The organism is Mesorhizobium sp. XAP4 (assembly GCF_029269325.1).
GTDB lineage: Bacteria > Pseudomonadota > Alphaproteobacteria > Rhizobiales > Rhizobiaceae > Mesorhizobium > Mesorhizobium ciceri.
Genome location: NZ_JARIXW010000007.1, coordinates 314,476 through 334,739 on the forward strand (window position 1 = coordinate 314,476; position 20,264 = coordinate 334,739).

23 protein-coding genes are annotated in these 20,264 nt (G+C 61.2%); 9 read left to right on the forward strand and 14 right to left on the reverse strand.

Annotation, left to right across the window (positions count from 1 at the left end; translation table 11 throughout):
* Window positions 1–58: 58 nt before the first annotated feature.
* From P3C39_RS27805 to P3C39_RS27815, 3 genes are all read left to right on the forward strand, one after another.
* Entirely contained in the window at window positions 59–256 is a 198-nt protein-coding gene (locus P3C39_RS27805; protein WP_013532087.1) for a hypothetical protein, read from the forward strand.
* 188 nt (window positions 257–444) lie between these two features.
* Complete coding sequence (locus tag P3C39_RS27810; RefSeq protein ID WP_013532086.1) at window positions 445–1,317, forward strand: undecaprenyl-diphosphate phosphatase; 873 nt, start codon at window positions 445–447, stop codon at window positions 1,315–1,317.
* Window positions 1,318–1,388: 71 nt separating this feature from the next.
* The gene (locus P3C39_RS27815; protein WP_013532085.1) at window positions 1,389–2,177 is read left to right on the forward strand and encodes a phosphodiester glycosidase family protein; all 789 of its coding nucleotides are present in this window, start codon (window positions 1,389–1,391) and stop codon (window positions 2,175–2,177) included.
* 72 nt (window positions 2,178–2,249) lie between these two features.
* Here P3C39_RS27815 and P3C39_RS27820 read toward each other — a convergent pair whose 3' ends face one another.
* On the reverse strand, window positions 2,250–2,525 hold the full coding sequence (locus P3C39_RS27820; RefSeq protein ID WP_275954635.1) for a hypothetical protein: 276 nt from the start codon (window positions 2,523–2,525) through the stop codon (window positions 2,250–2,252).
* Here P3C39_RS27820 and P3C39_RS27825 point away from each other — a divergent pair.
* The 5 genes from P3C39_RS27825 (at window position 2,524) to P3C39_RS27845 (ending at window position 7,013) form a co-directional block, all read left to right on the forward strand.
* Window positions 2,524–3,423 carry a GH25 family lysozyme gene (locus P3C39_RS27825; protein WP_224672924.1) on the forward strand — a complete coding sequence of 300 codons (900 nt, stop codon included), beginning with the start codon at window positions 2,524–2,526 and terminating at the stop codon, window positions 3,421–3,423. The two genes, P3C39_RS27820 and P3C39_RS27825, sit on opposite strands and share 2 nt — an antisense overlap.
* A 226-nt stretch (window positions 3,424–3,649) precedes the next feature.
* Complete coding sequence (locus P3C39_RS27830) at window positions 3,650–4,258, forward strand: class I SAM-dependent methyltransferase (RefSeq protein ID WP_013532083.1); 609 nt, start codon at window positions 3,650–3,652, stop codon at window positions 4,256–4,258.
* Between the two features lie 118 nt (window positions 4,259–4,376).
* Window positions 4,377–5,834 carry a DUF3592 domain-containing protein gene (locus tag P3C39_RS27835; RefSeq protein ID WP_275954634.1) on the forward strand — a complete coding sequence of 486 codons (1,458 nt, stop codon included), beginning with the start codon at window positions 4,377–4,379 and terminating at the stop codon, window positions 5,832–5,834.
* 47 nt (window positions 5,835–5,881) lie between these two features.
* Window positions 5,882–6,403: a hypothetical protein gene (locus P3C39_RS27840; protein ID WP_027162628.1), complete on the forward strand. Its 522-nt coding sequence runs from the start codon at window positions 5,882–5,884 to the stop codon at window positions 6,401–6,403.
* Window positions 6,404–6,515: 112 nt separating this feature from the next.
* Window positions 6,516–7,013 (forward strand): hypothetical protein, encoded by a 498-nt coding sequence (locus P3C39_RS27845; protein ID WP_275954633.1) that lies wholly within the window; start codon window positions 6,516–6,518, stop codon window positions 7,011–7,013.
* Window positions 7,014–7,032: 19 nt separating this feature from the next.
* Here P3C39_RS27845 and pqqE read toward each other — a convergent pair whose 3' ends face one another.
* From pqqE to P3C39_RS27885, 8 genes are all read right to left on the reverse strand, one after another.
* Window positions 7,033–8,154: a pyrroloquinoline quinone biosynthesis protein PqqE gene (gene pqqE / locus P3C39_RS27850; RefSeq protein ID WP_064995369.1), complete on the reverse strand. Its 1,122-nt coding sequence runs from the start codon at window positions 8,152–8,154 to the stop codon at window positions 7,033–7,035.
* A complete protein-coding gene (gene pqqD / locus P3C39_RS27855) occupies window positions 8,151–8,447 on the reverse strand; it encodes a pyrroloquinoline quinone biosynthesis peptide chaperone PqqD (protein WP_013532077.1) in 297 nt (98 codons plus the stop codon). The genes pqqE and pqqD overlap by 4 nt, the downstream gene beginning before the upstream one ends.
* Window positions 8,444–9,202 (reverse strand): pyrroloquinoline-quinone synthase PqqC, encoded by a 759-nt coding sequence (gene pqqC / locus P3C39_RS27860; protein ID WP_275954632.1) that lies wholly within the window; start codon window positions 9,200–9,202, stop codon window positions 8,444–8,446. Before pqqC ends, pqqD begins: the two co-directional genes overlap by 4 nt.
* A complete protein-coding gene (pqqB, locus tag P3C39_RS27865; RefSeq protein WP_275954631.1) occupies window positions 9,199–10,137 on the reverse strand; it encodes a pyrroloquinoline quinone biosynthesis protein PqqB in 939 nt (312 codons plus the stop codon). The genes pqqC and pqqB overlap by 4 nt, the downstream gene beginning before the upstream one ends.
* A gap of 415 nt (window positions 10,138–10,552) precedes the next feature.
* Window positions 10,553–11,089, reverse strand: a complete 537-nt coding sequence (locus tag P3C39_RS27870) for a PQQ-dependent catabolism-associated CXXCW motif protein (protein WP_338048481.1) — start codon at window positions 11,087–11,089, stop codon at window positions 10,553–10,555.
* 20 nt (window positions 11,090–11,109) lie between these two features.
* Window positions 11,110–12,003 (reverse strand): quinoprotein dehydrogenase-associated putative ABC transporter substrate-binding protein, encoded by an 894-nt coding sequence (locus P3C39_RS27875; RefSeq protein WP_013532072.1) that lies wholly within the window; start codon window positions 12,001–12,003, stop codon window positions 11,110–11,112.
* A complete protein-coding gene (locus P3C39_RS27880; RefSeq protein WP_013532071.1) occupies window positions 11,975–12,499 on the reverse strand; it encodes a c-type cytochrome, methanol metabolism-related in 525 nt (174 codons plus the stop codon). Before P3C39_RS27880 ends, P3C39_RS27875 begins: the two co-directional genes overlap by 29 nt.
* A 178-nt stretch (window positions 12,500–12,677) precedes the next feature.
* Entirely contained in the window at window positions 12,678–14,579 is a 1,902-nt protein-coding gene (locus P3C39_RS27885) for a methanol/ethanol family PQQ-dependent dehydrogenase (protein WP_013532070.1), read from the reverse strand.
* A 686-nt stretch (window positions 14,580–15,265) separates the two neighbouring features.
* Here P3C39_RS27885 and P3C39_RS27890 point away from each other — a divergent pair.
* Window positions 15,266–15,619, forward strand: a complete 354-nt coding sequence (locus P3C39_RS27890; RefSeq protein ID WP_024504369.1) for a hypothetical protein — start codon at window positions 15,266–15,268, stop codon at window positions 15,617–15,619.
* Window positions 15,620–15,743: 124 nt separating this feature from the next.
* On the opposite strand, the gene P3C39_RS27895 is transcribed toward P3C39_RS27890, so the two are convergent.
* The 5 genes from P3C39_RS27895 to P3C39_RS27915 all read right to left on the reverse strand — a co-directional run bounded on the left by P3C39_RS27895 (window position 15,744) and on the right by P3C39_RS27915 (window position 20,239).
* The gene (locus P3C39_RS27895) at window positions 15,744–16,607 is read right to left on the reverse strand and encodes a quinoprotein dehydrogenase-associated SoxYZ-like carrier (RefSeq protein ID WP_275954630.1); all 864 of its coding nucleotides are present in this window, start codon (window positions 16,605–16,607) and stop codon (window positions 15,744–15,746) included.
* 118 nt (window positions 16,608–16,725) lie between these two features.
* On the reverse strand, window positions 16,726–17,595 hold the full coding sequence (locus tag P3C39_RS27900) for a quinoprotein relay system zinc metallohydrolase 2 (RefSeq protein ID WP_275954629.1): 870 nt from the start codon (window positions 17,593–17,595) through the stop codon (window positions 16,726–16,728).
* A 127-nt stretch (window positions 17,596–17,722) separates the two neighbouring features.
* Window positions 17,723–18,463 (reverse strand): ATP-binding cassette domain-containing protein, encoded by a 741-nt coding sequence (locus P3C39_RS27905; protein ID WP_064995363.1) that lies wholly within the window; start codon window positions 18,461–18,463, stop codon window positions 17,723–17,725.
* A complete protein-coding gene (locus P3C39_RS27910) occupies window positions 18,432–19,256 on the reverse strand; it encodes an ABC transporter permease (RefSeq protein WP_224619570.1) in 825 nt (274 codons plus the stop codon). The genes P3C39_RS27905 and P3C39_RS27910 overlap by 32 nt, the downstream gene beginning before the upstream one ends.
* Window positions 19,253–20,239 carry an ABC transporter substrate-binding protein gene (locus P3C39_RS27915; protein ID WP_024504373.1) on the reverse strand — a complete coding sequence of 329 codons (987 nt, stop codon included), beginning with the start codon at window positions 20,237–20,239 and terminating at the stop codon, window positions 19,253–19,255. The genes P3C39_RS27910 and P3C39_RS27915 overlap by 4 nt, the downstream gene beginning before the upstream one ends.
* Between the last annotated feature and the right edge of the window lie 25 nt (window positions 20,240–20,264).

Genomic DNA, 20,264 nt, shown 5'->3' on the forward strand with positions numbered 1-20,264 from the left:
GAGCCATCTTTGTCGTCCTATTTAAGGGTCGCGGGTACGGCATTCGAGGAGACGACGGATGAACGACAGCATCAGCACCCTGGACGAGCTTTTGAGCGATCCGATGGTCCTGCTTGTGATGGAGCGCGATCGTGTGCGTCCCGAACAGGTGCGCATGCTGCTCGAACGGGCTCGCCGGCCTTCGACCGATGAGCCCGAAGTGCCGCCGGCGCATGTGATCGCCAGGACATGCCAGAAACTCTGGCTCTGCCCGTAGTCGCTTTGCGATTTTCCCTGTGTACCTCAAGCCGGCCCCAAGGTGGGCCGGTTTCGAACGGCGTGCACCTCGGCGTGCCAGCTTACAAATCCGTAAATTGATTATCCGGCCCATGACGATAAGGCTTGCCCGGGATTGACCTTGGGTCGGTCCACCCAACTCCGATCTCTCATGCATGGAATTCGATTTTGGCCGATATCTGCACCCAAGGCCTCGACACGGGCTTCGTCGGCCTGGGGTTCGCCAAGGTGGCGTTCCTCGGCGTGGTGCAAGGCATCACGGAACTGCTGCCAATTTCCTCGACTGCCCATATGCGCATCGTGCCGGCCGTGCTCGGCTGGCAGGATCCTGGCTCCGCCTTCTCCGCCGCCATGCAGCTTGCGGCCCTTGCCGCGGTGGTCAGCTATTTCTGGAGCGACGTCAGGGATATCCTGTTTGGATCGCTCGACGCTCTGGCGCGACGCGATTTCGCCGACCGGCATTTCAAGCTGGCGCTCTGGATCGTGCTGGCGACGATCCCCATCGTCATCGCCGGCGTTGCGCTGTCGGGCCTGCTCAACGCCTGCAATTCGCCGCTGCGTAGCCTGACGGTGATCGGCTGGGCCTGCATCGCCATGGCGATCCTGCTGGCGCTGGCCGAGATCTTTGCCCGTCACCGGCGCAGCATGGGCGATGCGTCGCTGACCGATGCGCTGCTCGTCGGTATCGCCCAGATCGGCGCGCTTGTCCCCGGCGTCTCGCGCTCGGGCTCGACCCTGACAGCGGCACTGGGGCTCGGCTTCAAGCGGGCCGAAGCGGCGCGCTTCTCGTTCCTGCTCGGGCTGCCTGCCATCGCGCTCGCCGGCCTCAAGGAACTCTGGGAACTGCACAAGGTCCATCTCGACGCCCATGGCTGGTCGGTGCTTGCTGTCGGGCTGGTCGTCGCGTCGATCTCCGCCTTCTTCGCCATATGGGGGCTGATGCGCGTGCTGGAGCGTTTCTCGGCTTGGCCGTTCGTCATCTATCGCGGCCTGCTCGGCATCGTCTTGTTGTCGAGCGTCGCCATGGGATGGCTCGTCTGAGGCAGTTCCACAGTATCGCTTGAAACGGGCTATATCCGTACCGGACCTCGAACTTCGATTCCGGTACGCACATGGATTTTTTGACCCTCCTGCAATCGGTGCCACTGTTGCTGGCGATGGCCAAGGGGGCGCTGCCGTCGGTGGCGGCGCTTGGCGCGTCGTTCGGCCAGTGGGTTGTCTCGCTGCCGCCATGCCGGGACTTCACCTTCGAGGCGACCAGCTATCTCGTTTGCGAGGTCGATCCGAAACGATATCAGCTCGAGCTGTTCTGGAAGGATGCGGCGGGCAAGCCGTTTCAGTCGCTGCACAATCTGCATGCCGCGCAACAGGCGATCGGGCGCACGATGCTGTTCGGCATCAATGCCGGCATGTATCACCCGAACCTCGCGCCGGTCGGTCTCTATGTCGAGCGCGGCCAGGAGATGGCGTCGGTGAAAACGGGTTCGGGAAGCGGCAACTTTTCCCTGCAGCCAAACGGCATTTTCTACATACGCGACGGCAGGGCCGCGGTCCGCGCCACCAGGGACTTCGTGAAGAGGCGCCCGACCGTCGACTATGCGACGCAATCGGGGCCGATGCTGGTGATCGACGGCAAGCTGCATCCGAAATTCCAGGCCGACGGCACTTCGCGGAAAACCCGCGACGGTGTCGGGGTGCGAAAGGATGGCGTCGCGGTCTTTGCGATTTCGAATGGCACGGTGACCTTCCATGCCTTCGCCCGGCTTTTCCGCGACGCGCTCGGTTGCGATAACGCGCTGTTCCTCGACGGCACGATATCCAGCCTGTTTGCGCCTGCCATCGGCCGCAAAGACGACTACTGGAATCTCGGGCCGATGATCGGCGTCTTCAGGAAATCCTGAGCCAGTTTCCACCGCGCTTACCCGCATGCGGTATGGCGAAAAAAACTTGATTCAAACTTTATTGGTAATTTCTCATTCATAACTGATCCGGTTTGTCCGTCGGCTGTCGTTTCGCCCTCGGTCTGTTGTGTTTTGAGTACAGGTCCAGATGCGGATTCCGGGCGTCGTCAGTTTTTTGATCGTATCGCTATGCCTTGCCGGCTGCTCGTCAACGGCCGGCGTCGATGCGCTGGATTTGCAGAAACCCTCCAACGAGACCACCAGTTCCGTGATCCGGCCGCCGGCACCGATCGCCGCTGCTCCGGCGGCAAGGGGCAACAGGGCGGCAAGGGCCGGATTGGCTCCCATGTCTGACAACGGTCCGGGGGAAAAAACGCGCCCGTTCGGCTTGGCGGAGGAGGAAGAGACGGGGGTGTTTGCCGCACCTGATGCGCCTGATCCCCAAGTGCCTGATGTCGGCGGGCTGCCGGTCGAGCCGGCAGCCTTGGTGTCGCCGCCCAAGCTGTTGACGCGCGCGGCACCGGCCATGCTTGCCGGGCCGCTCACCCGTTACGGTTTTCGCGACGCCAAGCCGATCAATTTCGGCAAGGGTTCGCCTCGCCGCCTTGCAGTGCACGGCGTCGACGTCTCGCGTTGGCAAGGCAACGTCAACTGGGACAAGCTGCGGGCGCAGGGCGCCAACTTCGCCTACATCAAGGCGACCGACGGTGGCGACCACCTCGATCCGATGTTCATGAAAAACTGGCGCAACGCCGACGCCGCCGGCTTGAAGCGCGGCGCCTACCATTTCTTCTACTGGTGCCGCACTGCGGGCGAGCAGGCGGACTGGTTCATCCGCAACGTGCCCAGGGTCGAAGGCGCGCTGCCGCCGGTGATCGACGTCGAGTGGAACGGCGAGTCCAGCTGCAAGCGGCGGCCGTCGCGCGAAAAGGTGCTGGAAAAGATGCAGGTGTTCATGGACAAGCTGGAGCGCTATTACGGCCAGCGGCCCATCATCTACACCGCGCCCGATTTCTACCGCGACAATCTCAGGGGCGAATTCCTCGACTATCCGTTTTGGCTGCGTGCGGTCGCCCAGCATCCGTCAAAGGTCTATCCCGGCCGCAAATGGCTGTTCTGGCAGTATTCCGGCTCCGGCCTGTCGCACGGCGTCACTGGCCGTATAGACCTCAATGTCTTCCATGGCGACGAACGGCAATGGCGCGCCTGGGCCGGCGGCCGGCAGACGGTAGCCGACGCCAACTGAGACAAGCTATCAGGCTTGGCGTCGTTCGCTTTCTCGGGTGTCCGCCGATCCTCGACCTCTTCGCCGCTCCCTTCACGACCCGCTCACGCGGCCTGCTTGACCAGCGTGCGCTGTCGGACCATTTCAAGCGCGATATCGGACTGCTCGATGGACACGCTTCCGCCGGCAGCATTCGCTGAGGAAAGTGTCTGGCTCTTTGACCAACAAGGACGCATGGGAGGAAAAGATGGGTGTGTCATCGGAGGCTCTGGCACAGAGCCGTCAAACGATCAGCGCTTACGAGGATTATGCGGAACAATATGATGCCATCGTGCGCCATGTTCCCAACGAGAGGGAGCAGGCATCGCTCAAGCGCCTGGTGGCAATCGCCGGCACAGGCGGTCGGATTTTGGAAGTCGGGTCCGGAGCCGGATACGATGCGGATTTTCTGGAAAATTTGGGCGTCAAGGTTCGGCGCACCGACGCGACCAAGCGGTTTCTCGAGCTGCAGGCCGCGCGTGGTAAGCATGGCGAGTTGCTCGATCTCATCACCGATGATCTCGGCGGCCCCTACGACGCGGTCCTTGCCCTATGCGTCCTGATCCACGTGCCTCGCGACCAGACCGACCAGGTGCTTGCCAAGATAGCCGGGTCGCTGCGCCCGGGCGGCGCCTTCCTCGTCTCGATGCGCAATGGCGATGGCGAGACATCAGGCGAATATCACATGGTCTACTGGCGCAGGGACGACTTCGCCGCCCGTCTCGAAGGCGCCGGGCTGGTCCTCATCAGGGACGATTTCAACGTCGGCCGCAATAGCGAAGAATGGAACACGTTCCTGGCCGTGAAGCCTGCATAACGCGGCGTGGGCTGTTGCCGTTTGTGCTGCTCAGCCTTTTCAGATTTGCGAAAATACAAGACATTGCCGCCGCCATGCTGTCTATGTGCGGGTTCCTGCACTCCTGGGGGGAGACGAGTTGGAACTCAAGATCATGCTTGTCGGCTTTGCCTGCGTGGTCGCGGGCGCGCTGTCGTTCATCACCTTCATGAAATGGCGAGAGGTGAAGGCACTCAGCCGCTGGCTGCCGACGCCGGGAAAGATCATCTCGTCGCGCGTCGAGGCACGCGAGGTCAGAAGCTCGGGCGTTGGTTCGGACAGCACTGATACGACCGAAATGCGCAATTTTCCGGCGATCACCTTCGAATACAAGGTTGGCGGCAAGAAATTTCAAAGCTCGCGCTACAGCGTGAAGGAGAATTTGGGGAATTTCGAAGTCACCGAAACCCTTGCCCAGTTTCCCCGCGGCGCGGAGGTGACTGTCTTCTACAATCCGGCCGATCCGAGCAAAGCCGTGATCGAGCGCACCATGCCCGAAGGCGCCTTCAAGTTCATGATCCAGCTCTCGGCCGGGCTGGTGGTCGGCGCGCTGGTGCTGGTGTTTTCCGTCGGCGGCGTCCTGGAGGCGATCAGGCCGCATTTGCCCAAGCCGCAAAACCTCGGCGCGGCGGCGCTGCTGCTGTTCATGGGCCTGTTTGCCTTGCGCATGGGCTTCGTCCAGAAATCGATGGCCGAGCAGGCGGCAAAATGGCCGGTCACTGCCGGCCGCATCGATGCCTCGGGCCTGCAGGCGCTCCGAAACCATTCTGGCTATGGTCGCTGGCGCACCGTCTTCAAATCCCGCATCGTCTACTCCTATGACGTCGCCGGCCAGCGCTACAGCGCCGATCGTGTGACCTTCGGCGGAACCGTGACGGCTTCGTTGCCCGGCCTCGTCGGCGGCCAGGCACGGCAGTATGTCGAAGGCAGCAAGGTCGACGTCCACTATGACCCCCGCCAACCCCGGCTCGGCGGTGCTGGAATGCCGGGTACGGGGGCTCTGGCTGTTATGGATCTGCTCGGCAGGCTTTCTCGGTGGCGCCGCCTTTCTGGTCGGCCTGGTCTGAGGCGCCGGACGCCTTCAACAGCGGACGAGCGGTCCGCTGTTGAAGCCAGGCCAGGTGAACCGCAGCGTGGCCCCATGCCTGACGATATGGATGACACGCGCGAACGGCTCCTCGATCGACGGGTCGGAACCGTAGCATTGGCTGGCATGCACCACCCAGCCGGTCGAGCTTTTGCGAAATGTCGCCTGCTCGCAGCCGAGATCGGGGAACGACAGCGACGCCTGGTCCACTGTGAACACAGTCTCGCGTTGGATGTCGGGAGCCGCGTGGCAGTTCAGCCTGTCGGTAGACCATGTCCCAACATAAGGCGGCGCCGCCAGCGCGGAGCCACCGGCGAATGCGGATATTGCCGTCGTCATCACCAAACGCCGCATCACCACTCCTTCGATCAGTGCGCTCGACCATACAGGCTGGTGGGATTTTGCGTGGACAAGTTTTGTCCAGGAGCGGACAAACGCCGCCGTTCCGGATTTTGCTATGCTTTTGCGTGAATGATGCGACTGTGCGGGCCGACTCAACGCTTTCCCAGAGACATCGGATGATCACCCGCATACTGGCCTTTTTCCTCCTGGGCCTGCTCGGCCCGATGCAGGCGGCCTTGGCAAAAGAATGCCTCCTGAGTCACGCCACCTATCAGGAGCCGCGCTCGGGTGCCGTCGTGCAATTCCGGCCGCTCGCCAACGAGCCGGCGGCGCTGACGGCCGAAGTGTTTTCGCTGGCCGTGCCCAAAACCGGCACGAGCCTGCCCGCCGACATCACCTGGACCAACGGCAAGAATTCTTTCCCGCTCGGCACCATTCGCCACGCCTGCACCGACGACGACCGGGAAGGCGGCCTGCAGGACGGTAGCGGATTGTGCAGGCTATGGGAGGGCCAGGTCTATGCCTTGACCGGCGGCGGCGCCGAGCAGTTGAATTCGCGCGAAGCGACACCGGCGCCGAGAGGGCTGCTCTTGCCCGGTTTCGGCGTGGCTTTCACCGAAGGAGCCGATTTCGCCAATGCCAATCCAGGCGGTTCGGCCTGGGACGCCTTCATTTTAACAGGATGCAGCGATGAATAGCGTGCGATCGACCATCTGGGCCAGTGCCCTGCTTGCATCCGCGACGATACCAGCCATGGCGGACGAGCCGGCCCCGTCGCGCCCGCCCATCGACAAATGCGCCTGGGAAAAATTGTCTGACAAAACTGTCGGGCTGGCCGCCTGGACGCAGCGCTGCGATTTCGGCTTCCGCCAGATCCATTTCGAATTCGCCGGCAAAGCGCTCGCCATCAAATACAGCGACGGCGGCGCGGCTGACCCTCTTGTCGAGGTCTTTGACATCAAGCCTGGCGAAACCGCCGAGGCTGCGTTGCAGCGCCTGTTCCTGGAAAAGACCGACAAGGCCGTCAGCGCCCGCTGTGTGCTGGCGCCTTACACCGAGGGCACGGTACCCGCCGGCGTCAAACGCTACACATTCAGCCCCGACGCCGCCTATGCGAAAGAGCTGAAAGCACTTGCCAGCTCCGACGAGATTCCCGAACCGCCCTGCGGCGACTGGGGTGAAATGCCTGACGGCATGCAGTATTTCGAGGTGCCCGCGGGTGAGGGGCACAGCCTGCTTTTTGTGCGCATCGGCCAGGACGAGCCATTGTTTGACGAGCAGACGCTACGCATCTTGCCGAGGGGGTGAGAAGCGCTTTCTCGCCAGGTCAGGCGGATTCGGTCACCGCACCGATCCGCCGGTAGACGAATGCATCTTCTCTCGAAGGAACTGTGGCAATGCGCCTGGCTTCGTCGATCAGCATTGCCATGCGAGCATGGATCGGCGATTTCGCGCAAGCCGGGTCCGTTGCAGCGGCATCGCCGGCGATCGCCATCGCCTGGCAGCGGCAGCCGCCCCAGTCGATCTCGCGCCGCTCACAGCCGCGGCATGGCTCCTGCATCCAGTCCGTACCGCGAAAGGCATTGAACGCCGGCGAATCGGCCCAGATCGAGGACAGCCTGCGTGGTTCGAAACGCTCGAAGCTGAGCGACGGGATCGTCTGTGCGGCATGGCAGGGCAGTACGGTGCCGTCAGGCGTCACCATGAAGGCGTCCCGCGCCCAGCCGCCCATGCACGGCTTGGGATAGATCGCGAAATAGTCCGGCGTCACAAAATCGATGTTGATGATGCCGGCCAACCGCTCCTGTGCCTCCGCCACGATCTCCGCCTGCCTATCGACCGCTTCACGCTCCGGCATCAGTTGATCGCGATTGGTCAACGCCCAGCCGGCATATTGCACATTGGCGATCTCGAGCCTCTCCGCGCCCAACGAAAGGGCGAGATCGATGAATTCCGGCACCTCCTCGATGTTATGGCGATGGATCGGCGCGTTGATGGTAAGAGGCAGACCGGCCGCGCGCGCGCGGCGTGCCGTCTCCAGCTTCTTTTCGTGGGCACCCTTGTGGTTGCCGATACGATCCGTGGTCGCCGGCCGCGCGCCCTGAAAGCTCAGTTGCAGATGGTCTAGACCGGCTTCGGCAAATGCCTCGACACGGCCCTCGACGATGCCAACGCCCGCGGTAATCAGATTGGTGTAGACGCCGCGCCCCGCAAGCCCGGCGATCAATTGCTCGAGGTCGCGGCGCAGTGTCGGCTCGCCACCGGACAGATGCACCTGGAGCACTCCGAGATCGGCGGCCTCCGAGAACAGGGCGAGCCAGGTCTCTGTGTCGAGTTCGCGATTGGCCTTGAGCAGTTCGAGCGGATTGGAGCAATAAGGGCATTGCAGCGGGCAGCGATGCGTCAGTTCCGCCAGCATGCCGATTGGAGGGAGGAGGGGCGTGCTCATAGCCTCACCAGCAGCTTGTCCGACCATTCCTGCAGGAAGGCGATGACGTCGGTCGCCACGGCCTCCTGTTCGGCCTCATAATCGGCGGCAAGGCCGGCAATGATGTCGCCGACCGTGGACCGTCCATCGCAGCGTCGCAATATGTCGAGACTGACATCGTTCGGCCAGAATATCTTTTCCGGTGAAAGCACGGCGAATGCCTGCCGCAAGGGATCGTATTGTATGCGCACGTGCTTCGGCAGCGAAGGTACCGATCGCAACGACACCACAGCTCTTTCGCGCAGCGCCATCATAGGGCTGCCTCGGGCTGGAAGGCGCCGGGCGGTATGTTTCCCCGCTCGCCATAGGCGTGTTGAAGCGCGTCAAGCATGGCCCAGAGTATATCGCATTTGAACACCAGTGCATCGATTGCCTGCTGCTGGCGCTCCGCCGTATCGGCGTGGCTGAGCACGTAGGCAAGGGCGAAGTCGGCGTCACGCGAGGCCTGTTCGGGCCGTTGCTTGAAATAGGCCAGCGTATCCTCGGTGATGTAGTCGTATTTGGCCAGCATTGCCGGCACCCGCTCGCCGATGATGAGTGGCGAGAACATCTCGGTCAGCGAGGACGCGACCGCCTCGAACAGCGTCCGGTTTGTGCAAAAGGAAAGGTAAGCGCCCACCGCGAAGCGTGTCGCCGGCAGTGCCAGCCTTTCGCTCTTCACGGCCTCGGCGTCCAGGCCGAGCGAAGTTGCCAGATGCAGCCAGCGCGCGATGCCGCCGCTCCAGCCGTCCTCGCCGTCATGATCCTCGATCCGCTTGCGCCACGCGGCACGAAACGCTGGATCCTCGGCATGTACGAGTATCATGGCATCCTTGCGTGGGATGACCGCCTGATAGCAATAGCGGTTCAGCGCCCAGGCCTTCATCTCGGCCTTCGACAACGCGCCGCTGGTCATCCTGTGGTGAAAGGGATGGCGATTGTGATAACGTTCGGCGCCAACCTGCCTCAGCACGGCTTCGAGAGCGCTCTTGGAGAGTCCGCCTTTGGCTGCATCGCGGAAGTCGCTCAAAATTCCATCTCCATACCGTCGTTTGCGATTTCCCAGCCTGCCGCCTTGACCGCCGCGTGCTCGGCGGAACTCTTGTCAAGGATGGGGTTGGTGTTGTTGATGTGGACGAAGACGCGACGGCCGACCTTCACATCGGCCAAGCCCGCAATCGAACCCAATTCTCCCGAGATCGCCAGATGCCCCATGCGCGAGCCGGTTTTCTGACCGACGCCGGCGACGATCATCTCGTCGTCGGTGTAGACCGTGCCGTCGAACAAAAGACAGGCGGCATCGGTGAGACGCGCGCGTAGCCGCGCATCGATGCGCGCGCAGCCTGGGATATAGAAGACGGAGCCGCGGCTGCCGATGCCGGCAATTCGGACTCCGATCGTGTCACCTGCGTCGGAGCTGAAATTGGCATCCGGATGGTCTCTATCCTCCAGATAGAGTGCTATCTTCCCGGGCACGGCAAAGGGCTCGATCATTACGCCGGTATCGCGGCCTTCTGCGTCGCAGATGGCCAACTCTTTCGCCGGCGGCAGGATGCGCCGCGGCACAAGCGCTGGATCGAGAACGTTGAAAATCGAATTCGCCTCCAGCGTCGCCAGAACCTGCGCCGTTGCATAGATGGCGAAAGGCTGCCGCTCGCGCAGGCTGAGCAGTCCGGCGATATGATCGACGTCGGCATTGGTCAGCACCACAGCGCGAATAGGTGTCGAGCGCAGCGGCGCATCGCCCGCAGGCTGTAATTCACGTGTTGCAGCGATTTGCTGGCGAATGTCGGGCGAGGCATTGAAAAGAACCCAACCCAACCCGTCCGCCGAGGCGGCGACACTTGACTGGGTTCGTGGATGCACGCTTGCCATGCCGTTGCGAGCCGCACGACTGAGACGGTAGTTGCAGTTCCATTGCGGAAAGCCGCCGCCCGCCGCCGATCCGATTATCCTCAAATGCATGAAAATGCCCGCGCGCCGGCTTCTCTGACCTGCAGGCAATTTGTAGTCACAAACAACACTCCGCGCGCTTTGCGTGCGTCAAAATCTTTCACGAAAATCCCATGCGGGGAGGGGATGCGCGCCCCTGTCGCCAGGGACGCGCACCTCTGCGGCCTACTTCTTGGGAGTAATTTCAGCAGGCAGATACCGTGAAATTTCGAAGCCAGCGGCAACCTGACACATGGTCGGTTTTTTCCAGTTCTTCTTCATGACATTTCTCCTGTTATACCAGCCCGAAGGGACCGATCCTGTCGTTAGCCAACCATTGCAGGGCACCGACGCAATGGCTCGTCCATCAAGTTTCAAAATGGACAAATGAAACAATAGGTTTTGAAAAATTGAAAACAAACTATCGAGAATAATTGCAGTCCTTCCTTCAATTGTTCGTTGCGTAGGGTTTTTTCTCCTCCAGTGGAAGGTTTGCATCTTCCCATCCATCGGCGCCGAGCGGATACCAGATCACTGAACTGTAGCCCCACTGGACGGCCCGTTTCGCCGCATTCCACGACATCCAGCAATTCGTCATGCAGTAGAACAGAATCGCGCGCGACTTGTCCGTCCCGGCCTTGGCCGCGAGGCCTTGGCGAAAATAGCTGGCGGTCTCCTGCGAAATAGCGCCGTATCCCACATTGGCCAGCCATATGCTGCCTGGAATGTCCTTTCTGACCTTGTCTCTCCATATCGTCCCTGCCGGCAAATTGGCCGGTTTGGGCGTGTCCGGCATCACGTCGAAGAAGATCGCCTTTTTCGCTCGCCACAGCGCTTCCGCTTCCACCGTCGTCACCACCCTCGCGCCTTGCAGCGTCCGCGGCACCGGCGCCCGATAGTCGTCCATCCGGAAACCGCTGGGTTCGGCGATGTCGCCAGCCCATGTCGGCTCGGCCAGACCCAGAAGGCTCGCGGCGACCAGCACGAAAATAGTCTCCCTTCCATTCATTGGGTAATCAGGTTGTCGTGTTCGTCGATCAGCGGCACGTTGTAGCTCAGCAGGATCCTGGTGATCTCCGCCTGGTTTTCCCTGATCACCCGGTTGAGCGTCCGCTTCCATTCCTGGTCCGACGGACGTACGCCCATGGTGATGCGGTAAGACATGCGCGAGCCGGTTTTTTCCTTCACCAGTGGAACGATCGTCACATCAGCTCCGAGTTCCTTGGCGTAGTAACCTGCCATCGGTCCCCACAGCACCGCCGCATCGATCTTGTGTGCCAGCATGTCCTTGATCATGACCTCCCCCATTGATGGGGTGACGCGCGTATCCACCGCAAGCGGATAGATCTTGGCGGTCCGCAGAAGCTTGTTGGCGGCCATGTTGGCGGTTGGCGGCGTGCTTTCAACGACGCCGATCGTTTTGCCTGTGAGTCTGGGATCCTCGATCGTTTCCACGCCTTCCATATCGTGGCTTTTCGGATGCACCAGCACATAGGCGGAGCGATAGTAGGCGTTGGTGTTCTGCACCAGCTCATCGCCTTGGGCATAGCCCATGATGATGTCGCATCGGTTGGCCCCCAACGTATTGCGCACGAAGCCGGTGATCGTGGGAAACCAGGTGTAGGAGACGGACTTGCGCCCGGTTTTCGCGGCAACCAGTTCGGCCAGCTTGTTTTCGAAGCCTTCGCCGCTCTTGTCGGTGAAGGGCATATTCGAGGGATCGGCGCAGACGCGCAGAATGTCAGGGTCGACCAGTTCTCCCGCCGCGCCAAGGCCGGCGCTTTGCGCATGCGCGTTCGACGGCAGCAAGGCGAGTGTGCCGAGGATCGGCAGAACGACGCGCAGCTTCAATGCATCGCGGCCGATCATGTCATCCACCCATGCAGGATGCTTCGGCATCCTTCGCCGCCTGGGCCTTGTCTTCGTGCTTGGGCGGCCTTCCGCGGGGCGCCGCGCCATCCGCGCGCGCGCGCAGATAGACGTAGAGATCGTCCAGGTAGCAATAGACGTTCTTGTTGTCGCCAAAGGCAGGCATGACGTTTTCCTTGCCGCCGCCGACATTCTTGCGGCCTTCGGCGACGATCGAGAGGAATGTGGCGTAATCCATGGTTTTCAGGCTGTTGACCAAAGCCGGCGCATAGCTCGAACCTGTCGCGTCCTGTCCGTGGCAGACATGGCAATCGGAATGATACCGGCGGTAGCCGCTGAACGTGTACCAATCGACGGTTCCGTTTTCGATCTTGTAGGTCGGATTTCCATCCGCATCCAAATACTTGCCGCCTTCTTCCTTTACCGCCTTGGCTTTTTCCATGCTGTCGTCGGCCCGGGCGAGGCTCGAGCTTGCCAGAGGCAGCAGAGCCAGGACGAAAGCCGAAATTACAATGCGAACGGACATTCAAACGCTTCCTTCATTTGCCAATGGACACGGTTTTGCTGTCGCGACCGGCATTGATCGGTGTTTTTGGGTGCGTAACCGAATCGAGAGCCCGGCCATGGCTTCCGGATGTCCGGGCTCTCGTTCTTCAAGCCTTTGGTCTCACAAGACCTGAGGCATGCTCAAGGTTCCCAGCGCATCAATCCGGGAGACCGAAGACGGTGAGCTGACCGCCCAGCGTCGTGTAGTCGGCAAGTGCCGCGTAGCCGCCGACGGCACCCAGGCCAGCTGTACCAACGACAGCGGCTTGGTCGCCTTGCGCGCGGCCCTGATCGACGGCGCCATGCCAGGCAGCGGCGTTGTCAGGCGAAAGCAGGCCGCCTGCCAGGCCGATACCAGCCCATCCACCGACGCCCGACAGAACGGCGATATACTGCTTGCCGCCCTGCTCGTAGGTCGTGATGTTGCCGATGATGCCGGACGGGGTCTTGAACTTGTAGAGTTCCTTGCCGTCCTTATCGACCGCCTTGATGTAGCCTTCGAGTGTACCGTAGAAGACGACGTCGCCATCTGTCGCCAACGCGCCCGACCACACCGAGAACTGCTCGGGCTTCGACCAGACGATCTCGCCCTTGGCCGCATCCCAGGCAATGAAGTTGCCCATGTTGCCGTCGCCGCCAGGTGCGGGATACATCGACACGGTGGCGCCAACATAAGGCTGACCGGCGGTGTAGCTCACCTTGTAAGGCTCATAGTCCATGCAGACATGGTTGGTCGGGACATAGAACAGCCCGGTCTTCGGCGAATAGGCCGCCGGCTGCTGGTCCTTCGTTCCAAGCGCCGCCGGGCAGATGCCCGTCGAGTTGGTGTCTTCGCCGTTCTGCTGGGTCGAATATTTCGCCACGACCTGCGGGCGACCATACTGTTCGCTCTTGGGGTCCATGACGACTTCGGTCGCCCAGTTCACGGCCGGATCGTATTTCTTGGCGACGAGAAGGTCGCCGGTGGCGCGATCCATGGTGTAGGCAAAACCATTGCGATCGAAATGCACCAGCACGTCGTGCTTGGCGCCGTTGACCTCCATGCCATCGACGAGGATCATCTCGTTGATGCCGTCATAGTCCCATTCGTCATGCGGGGTCATCTGGTAGAGCCATTTGGCAACACCAGTATCCGCATCGCGGGCCATGATCGTCATCGACCAGCGATTGTCGCCGGGGCGTTGGACCGGGTTCCACGTCGAGGGATTGCCGGTGCCATAGTAGACCAGGTTCAGCTTGGGATCATAGGAATACCATCCCCATGTCGTGCCGCCGCCGGTCTTCCACTGCTCGCCTTCCCAGGTGTTCGTGCCGGAATCCTTGCCAACCGGCTTGCCGAGTTGCGTGGTCTTCTCGGGATCGATCAGGGTGTCTGCGTCCGGACCTTCCGAATAGGCTTTCCAGGCGAGTTTGCCATCTTTCAGATTGTAGGCGGCCAGCCAGCCGCGAACGCCGAATTCGGCGCCGGAGACGCCGATGAGCACCTTGTCCTTGACGACGACGGGGGCAGCCGTACCAGATTCGCCTTTGCCGCCATCGGTCTGGTCGCCGTTCTTGACCGACCAGACGACCTTGCCAGTCTTCGCGTCCAGGGCGACGACTGTGGTGTCGGCCTGATTGAGAATGATCTTGCCGTCACCATAGGCAACGCCACGGTTGACCGTATCGCAACACATGATCGGAATGACGTTGGGATCCTGCTTGGGTTCGTACTTCCAAAGAATCTTCCCGTCATTCTTGAGATCGAGCGCAAAGACATTGTTCGGGAAAGGCGTGTGGACATACATCACATCGCCGATGATAAGCGGTCCACCCTCGTGGCCTCGTAGCACGCCGGTGGAAAAGGTCCACTTGACCTGCAGGTTCTTCACATTGTCCGCAGTAATCTGGTTGAGTTTGGAATAGCGGGTGTTGGCGTAGTCACCCGTCTGCATTGCCCAGTTCTTCGAATCCGAAGCCAGCTTTGCAAGGTCCTCGTTAGCCGACGCCGTATAGGCCGCGCCGAGCGACAGAAACGCCGCAGTGGTTAGAATATAGGTAGCTTTCGTAAGTACACGCATCCGAATTCCTCCCGAGGTTCATAGTGATGAATCATTTGCTGAGCCCACAAGGGCTTGCCCAAGCGATTCACGGGGGGGAAATATTTCCGGCAGCGTGTCACGACCTAAGCCAGATGTGCAGAGGGCACCGTTACTGCCCACCTCACCTTGGCCTACGAAAGACTGTCGCCGCTCCCTAATGACGGTGACGCCCTTGAAGCCGGAAACAGGGTGAGGCTATGTCATCGTAAAAGGCTAGGCAAGCAAAAAAGCCTGCTGGTGTTTTTGCACCGCAATATCGTAAATGATGCGGTGCAATATAAGAAAATAAGCAGGACGGTATTTGTTAGATAAAGTATTTATGACCGCGAAATAACGATGGGGCACATAAAATTTAGTTATTTTTTGATTTTTACATTTCGCCTAAGCGTTGATTTTATTTGGAGGTATTCGCTTCGATGTCTCGGCATGGTCATGCGCGTGCTCCATTGGGAATCGATAGTGGGCCAAGCATGAGATGATCGTTGGAGTCGGGGCGTGGAGCAGGCCACGGAGCCGCCATGCGGAACCACGGTCGACAAGCCCCGCATTCCTCCTTTGGTCGCATACGGAAGCCATGGGCGCTTGACTGACTCTGCTGCACGTTGCCAACTGCCACGGTGATCCCGACTGGGCGCATCGCGCCTAGGCTAACCGGAGGTTTTCCCGTGATCAGATATGTTGGATTTTCGACTTTGCCGCTGCTCCTTGCCGCGCCGCTGGCCTTCGCAAACCCCGCGGGCGCCGCGGGTGATTACCCGACAGCAACGATCGCCGACTACGTGCTCGGCTGCATGCAGACGAACGGCCAGACACGTCAGGCGCTGGAAAGCTGTTCCTGCTCGATCGACGTCATCGCCTCGATCCTTCCCTACGACCACTATGAGAGAGCCGAGACTTTCAAGAGCATGTCTTTGACCACAGGCGAAAGCGCGGGGCTGTTTCGCGAAAGCGCACCGGCGAAGGCAGCCCGTACCGAATTGAAGCGCGCGCAGTCGGAAGCCGACGTGCGCTGCTTTTAGAGCCTGCTCCATCCGGAAGCCGGATGGAGCTCCGTCCTCTGCCTGGGCGTGATCTTCCCGAACGAGCTCCATTTTCGGGATCAAGTGGCAAGCACCCGGCAGTCCAGTGCAAGATATCGAGACTTCAGAGTCCCGCTGTCTCGAGCGGCCACTGATTGCGAAATGTTTTGCCGTCCGTATCGATCGCTTCAACCTGGATTTCGCCATTGCCGTGCACGGTGAAATCGAATCGGAAGTTGGGGTCTTCCGAAATCGATATTCCACCTTCCATGGAGAGGATCGGCCGGCCGGCTTGGGAGATCGACAGTTTCTGGACAAAATGCGCCGGTATGAAATATTGGGTCAGCGGATCCCGCTGCAGCCCCGAATTGTTAGGGTGCCGGATCATCAACTGCAGTTCCTCGGTCTTGGTCATCGTCTCTTTGGGCGGGAACTGGCGCAGCTTCATCTGACCCATTGTCGCGTTGGCCTCGTCCTGGTTCTTGACCGCAGGGGCGGAGCAGCCACCTGACGCCTTGACGAAGGTCTGTACCATATGGAGTTGATCACCCTGCGTCTCAGCGATGGCACGCAGATAGGAATAGTCGTTGACGCGCACGCGCGTCGACAGATGCGTCACGCCGGCATCCTTGCCGAGCTGGAACGTTGCCGCCACCGGTGCAGGGTTCGCGTCGATGATCAAGGTAACGGATTTGATGCCGTCTGGCGCCTTGGCTGGATCGAGATAGATGTCGACGGGCACGATGGCGGCATCCTGCGCCCGCTTTGGTGCTTCGATCCTGACGACGCCGGTATCGACCAGAATTGCCCGATCGCCGAACACGTCGCCCTTCAAGTCATGCCAGATTCTATCCGAGGACGCGGTTGTTTGCTGTGCGTTGGCGGCTCCCGAGGAGCCGAGCAACGTGCCGATGGTCAAGATGATCGCGGCGAAAACGGATGCGAGCGGCAAGGCGAGCTGCCGGCTCGAGTAAGCTTGATTTTGCATTTCGATGCCTCCACCAATGCAAGACAGGTGGTGCCCAGGCTGGCGTTGAGGATAAGCCTTTGGCGACGCCTTGGCAAATCGCCGTGCTTTACGGCCGCCTGGCGCATGTCGGCGTCGTCTATTCCCATTCGAGTTCGGCAAATGCGGCCGTTGCGTTGCGCTCGTTGTAATCGTCGAACAGGTGCCAATTATCCCGTTCGCTTCCGCCTGCGGTTTTGACTGCTTCGCGCAGCGGCGTTCCGTCGGCGATCGCCTTGCGGATATCGCGCGCCAGAACCTCGAAATAGCGTCGCTCCCCCGCCAGTGCCTGTGGCCAGTCGGCCGTTACAGGACCATGACCTGGAACGACGCGCGCGGCGTCGATCGCGGTGAGTGCATCCATCTGGCGGAGCCATCCAAGCAGTGATCCGTCGAGCGTCGGCAAGGAGCCCATGAACACGAGATCGCCGGCAAAGAGCGTTCTGGTCGCAGTATCGAATACGGTCAGGTCGTTGTCGGTGTGCGCCGCCTTCCATGCCCGCAGTTCGATCGTGCGCCCGCCGAGGTCGAGTTGCAGGTGATCGTCGACCAGCCTGGTCGGCGACACGATCTCGACCCCCTCCATCAGCGCCTCGCCAAGCTGTTCGCGATAGTTGTGCAGATAGAACACGCCACGCGCGTCGAGGGCGCGCGGCAGATTGCGGTGACCGACGATGGTCGCGCCGATCTCCCGGAATGCCGCATTGCCGAAGATGTGGTCGGGGTGCATGTGGGTGTTGACCAGGAAGCGAACCGGCTTTGCGGTTACCTTTCCGATCGCGGCGAGAAAGGCGTGCGCCTCGATCAGGCTGCCACCGCTGTCGATGACGGCAACCGCATCGGTACCGACGACGGCGCCCAGATTGCAGATCGCACCGTCGTTGGCGGCGGTCATTAATTCATCCGTGCCCTGGAAGGCGAAGACGCCGTCGGCGATCTGCCTGAGCGAGAATCCCAGGTTGCCAGCCACGGCTCGTCCGAGGCAGCACGGCAGCAAGGCGGCGCTGGCGGCAGTACAGGCGAAGCCACTCACAAGCCTGCGTCTTAGCCGATCGATCGACATGAAGGCCTCCGATATGCATTTCGCCTGCAGGCGATCAGGTGACGTCCGGAAATCTATGATGGAACGACCGCAGAAGGTCGCTCATCACCTGCGAATTGCGATGTTGCCGTGGCAACCGTACGTCGAACACGCCGAGCACATGGGTTGGCCGCGGCGCGAGCACGATGATGCGGTCCGAGAGCATCAGTGCCTCGCGTAGATTGTGCGTCACCATCAAGGCGGTCGTGGGCCGTTCCGACCACACGGTCAAAAGCAGATGCCGAAGCCGCTCGGCGGTCTGTTCGTCGAGCGAGACAAAGGGTTCGTCCAGGAAAAGCACCGCCGGCTCCGTGGCGAAAGCCCTGGCAAGTGCTGCCCTGCGCGCAAGGCCGAGCGACAGTTCGGCAGGATAGAGCGAGCGCATGGCCGCAAGGCCGAGCGTGTCGAACAGCCCGTCGAGATTTTTCGCCCTCAAGCTTTTTGGCAACGCCAGCCTGACATTCTGCTCCACCGTTCGCCACGGCAGCAGGGTCGGTTCCTGGAATACGGCGGCGATGCGGTTCGAACCTCCTTGCGGCAACTGGAAGGAGCCGGAAAAGTCTTTGTCCAAGCCAAGCAGGATACGCAGCGTCGTGGTCTTGCCGCAGCCCGACGGTCCAAGCAAGCAGGCGAATTCGCCTTGCCGGACCTCGAAGGAAAGGTCCTGAAGCGCCGTGATCGAGACGCCTCGCGCGGACCTGAAGGTCTTTTCGGCGATGTCGACCTTAAGCGGGACGACGGCGCCAACGGGTTGCATGTCGTTCAACGGGCTGCACCAGGAGAAGTTCAATGACAAGCATCACCGCCACGAAAGCCAGCGTGTAGGCAAGAATGGCGGCGACATCGAAAAGCTGGAAATAGAGATGGATCTGGAAGCCGACACCGTTCGAGCGGCCGAGCAGTTCGACGACCAGGACGATCTTCCAGATGAGGGCGATGCCGGATCGCGACGCAGCGGCAAGATAGGGCTGCAATTGCGGCAGCAGGATATGGCGGATGCGATCAAGGCGGCCGAAGCGATAGACGGTGGCCATCTCGGCATAACTTGGATCAAGTGTCCTGGCGCCTTCACGCATCGTCACCACGACATTCGGGATCTTGTTCACCGCCACCGCGCCGATCGCCGCCGCCTCGTTGAGGCCGAACCAGATGTAGCCGAGGACGATGACCACCAGCGCCGGGATGTTGAGGAACAGGATCACCCACGGGTTGAAAAGACGGTCGACGCGACGATAGCTGCCGAGCAAAACGCCGATGACGGATCCGATGATCATTGCGACGATATATGCTGCGGCGACCCGGCCGAGGGTCACGCCGAGATGGTAAAAGAGGTCGCCGCTCGCAGCCTCCCTGAGAAGCACCTGCCAGACCTGCCCAGGTCCTGGAAAGGCACGGCTTGGCCAGACGCCTGCCGCAAGGTTCCACAGCAGGCAAAGCCCGAGCAGGGAAACCGCTACCGTCAGCGCGGGCGCCAGTGCCGTCGCCAGGCTGCGTCGGCCGGACATGCTCGGCGGGGCATCACGCGTGCCGTCGGTTTCCGATGCGGTCATTTCCAGGGTTCCTGCCAGAATGTGCCGGGCGCCATCTCCGGCGCGCTGCCGACCAGCTTCGCGCCGCCGATCGCCGCCAGCACATGGTATAGCCTGCCGGCGTCAGCCGCTTCCTCGGCGACCGACCGTCTGGGAATGCCCTGACGATAGCGATCGCGCAGTTTTTCCAGTTCCTTGCCTTCCGCGCGAATGATCGGCGCCAGGCGCAGCCATTCGTCATCGGATCTGGCCAGCAAGTCCTTGGCTTGCGCGGACGCCCTCACGAACCCCCTGACGGCATCGGGGTTCTCGTTCGCCCATTGGTCATGGAAGACGTAACCGAGCGCCGACACGGGTCCCAGAGCCCCAAGCGTCTTTGCCGCGTCATTCACGCCGATCAATCGACGGAAGCCATTGGCCTCGAGACGGGCGCAAAAATGCCAGAAATTCAGCACTGCATCGAGTTCGCCCTGTATCGCCTTTTCCGAAATCAGCGGCGGCGCGCCAAAGACGATGTCGCTGGTTGCCGACAGGTCGACGCCGAGATCGCGTCTGGTCAGCGCTTGTATCAGCAGCCAACTCTTGTCGAGCGGGCCGCCGGCGACGCCGATCTTCTTGTCCTTGAGATCGGCGACCGTCCGGATCGGTGAACCCTCCTTCACCATGATCGCGCCCACGGCGGTGGAATAGGGGAACAATGTGAGGTCGCCGCCTTCGGAGCGCTGGCGCGAGACCCACAGCCAGTCGGAGACGATCATGTCGATCGCGCCAGCCTGCATCGCGACGTTGGTTGCATCCTCGCCGGCGAAGTCGATGATCTCCAGATCGATCCCGTTCGCGGCATCGAACTTGTGCTGCCGTAGCGTATCGAGTTCCCAACTCACGGTTCCAAACTTCAGCACACCGAGGCGAATCCTGGCTGCCGCAACGGCTGGCCTGGTAGCAAGAACAGCGGCTGTCCCGAGAACCGCCAGACGCAACGTCATGCGCCGTGAAACCATCATGACACCTCCTCCCCAGGGTTCCGCG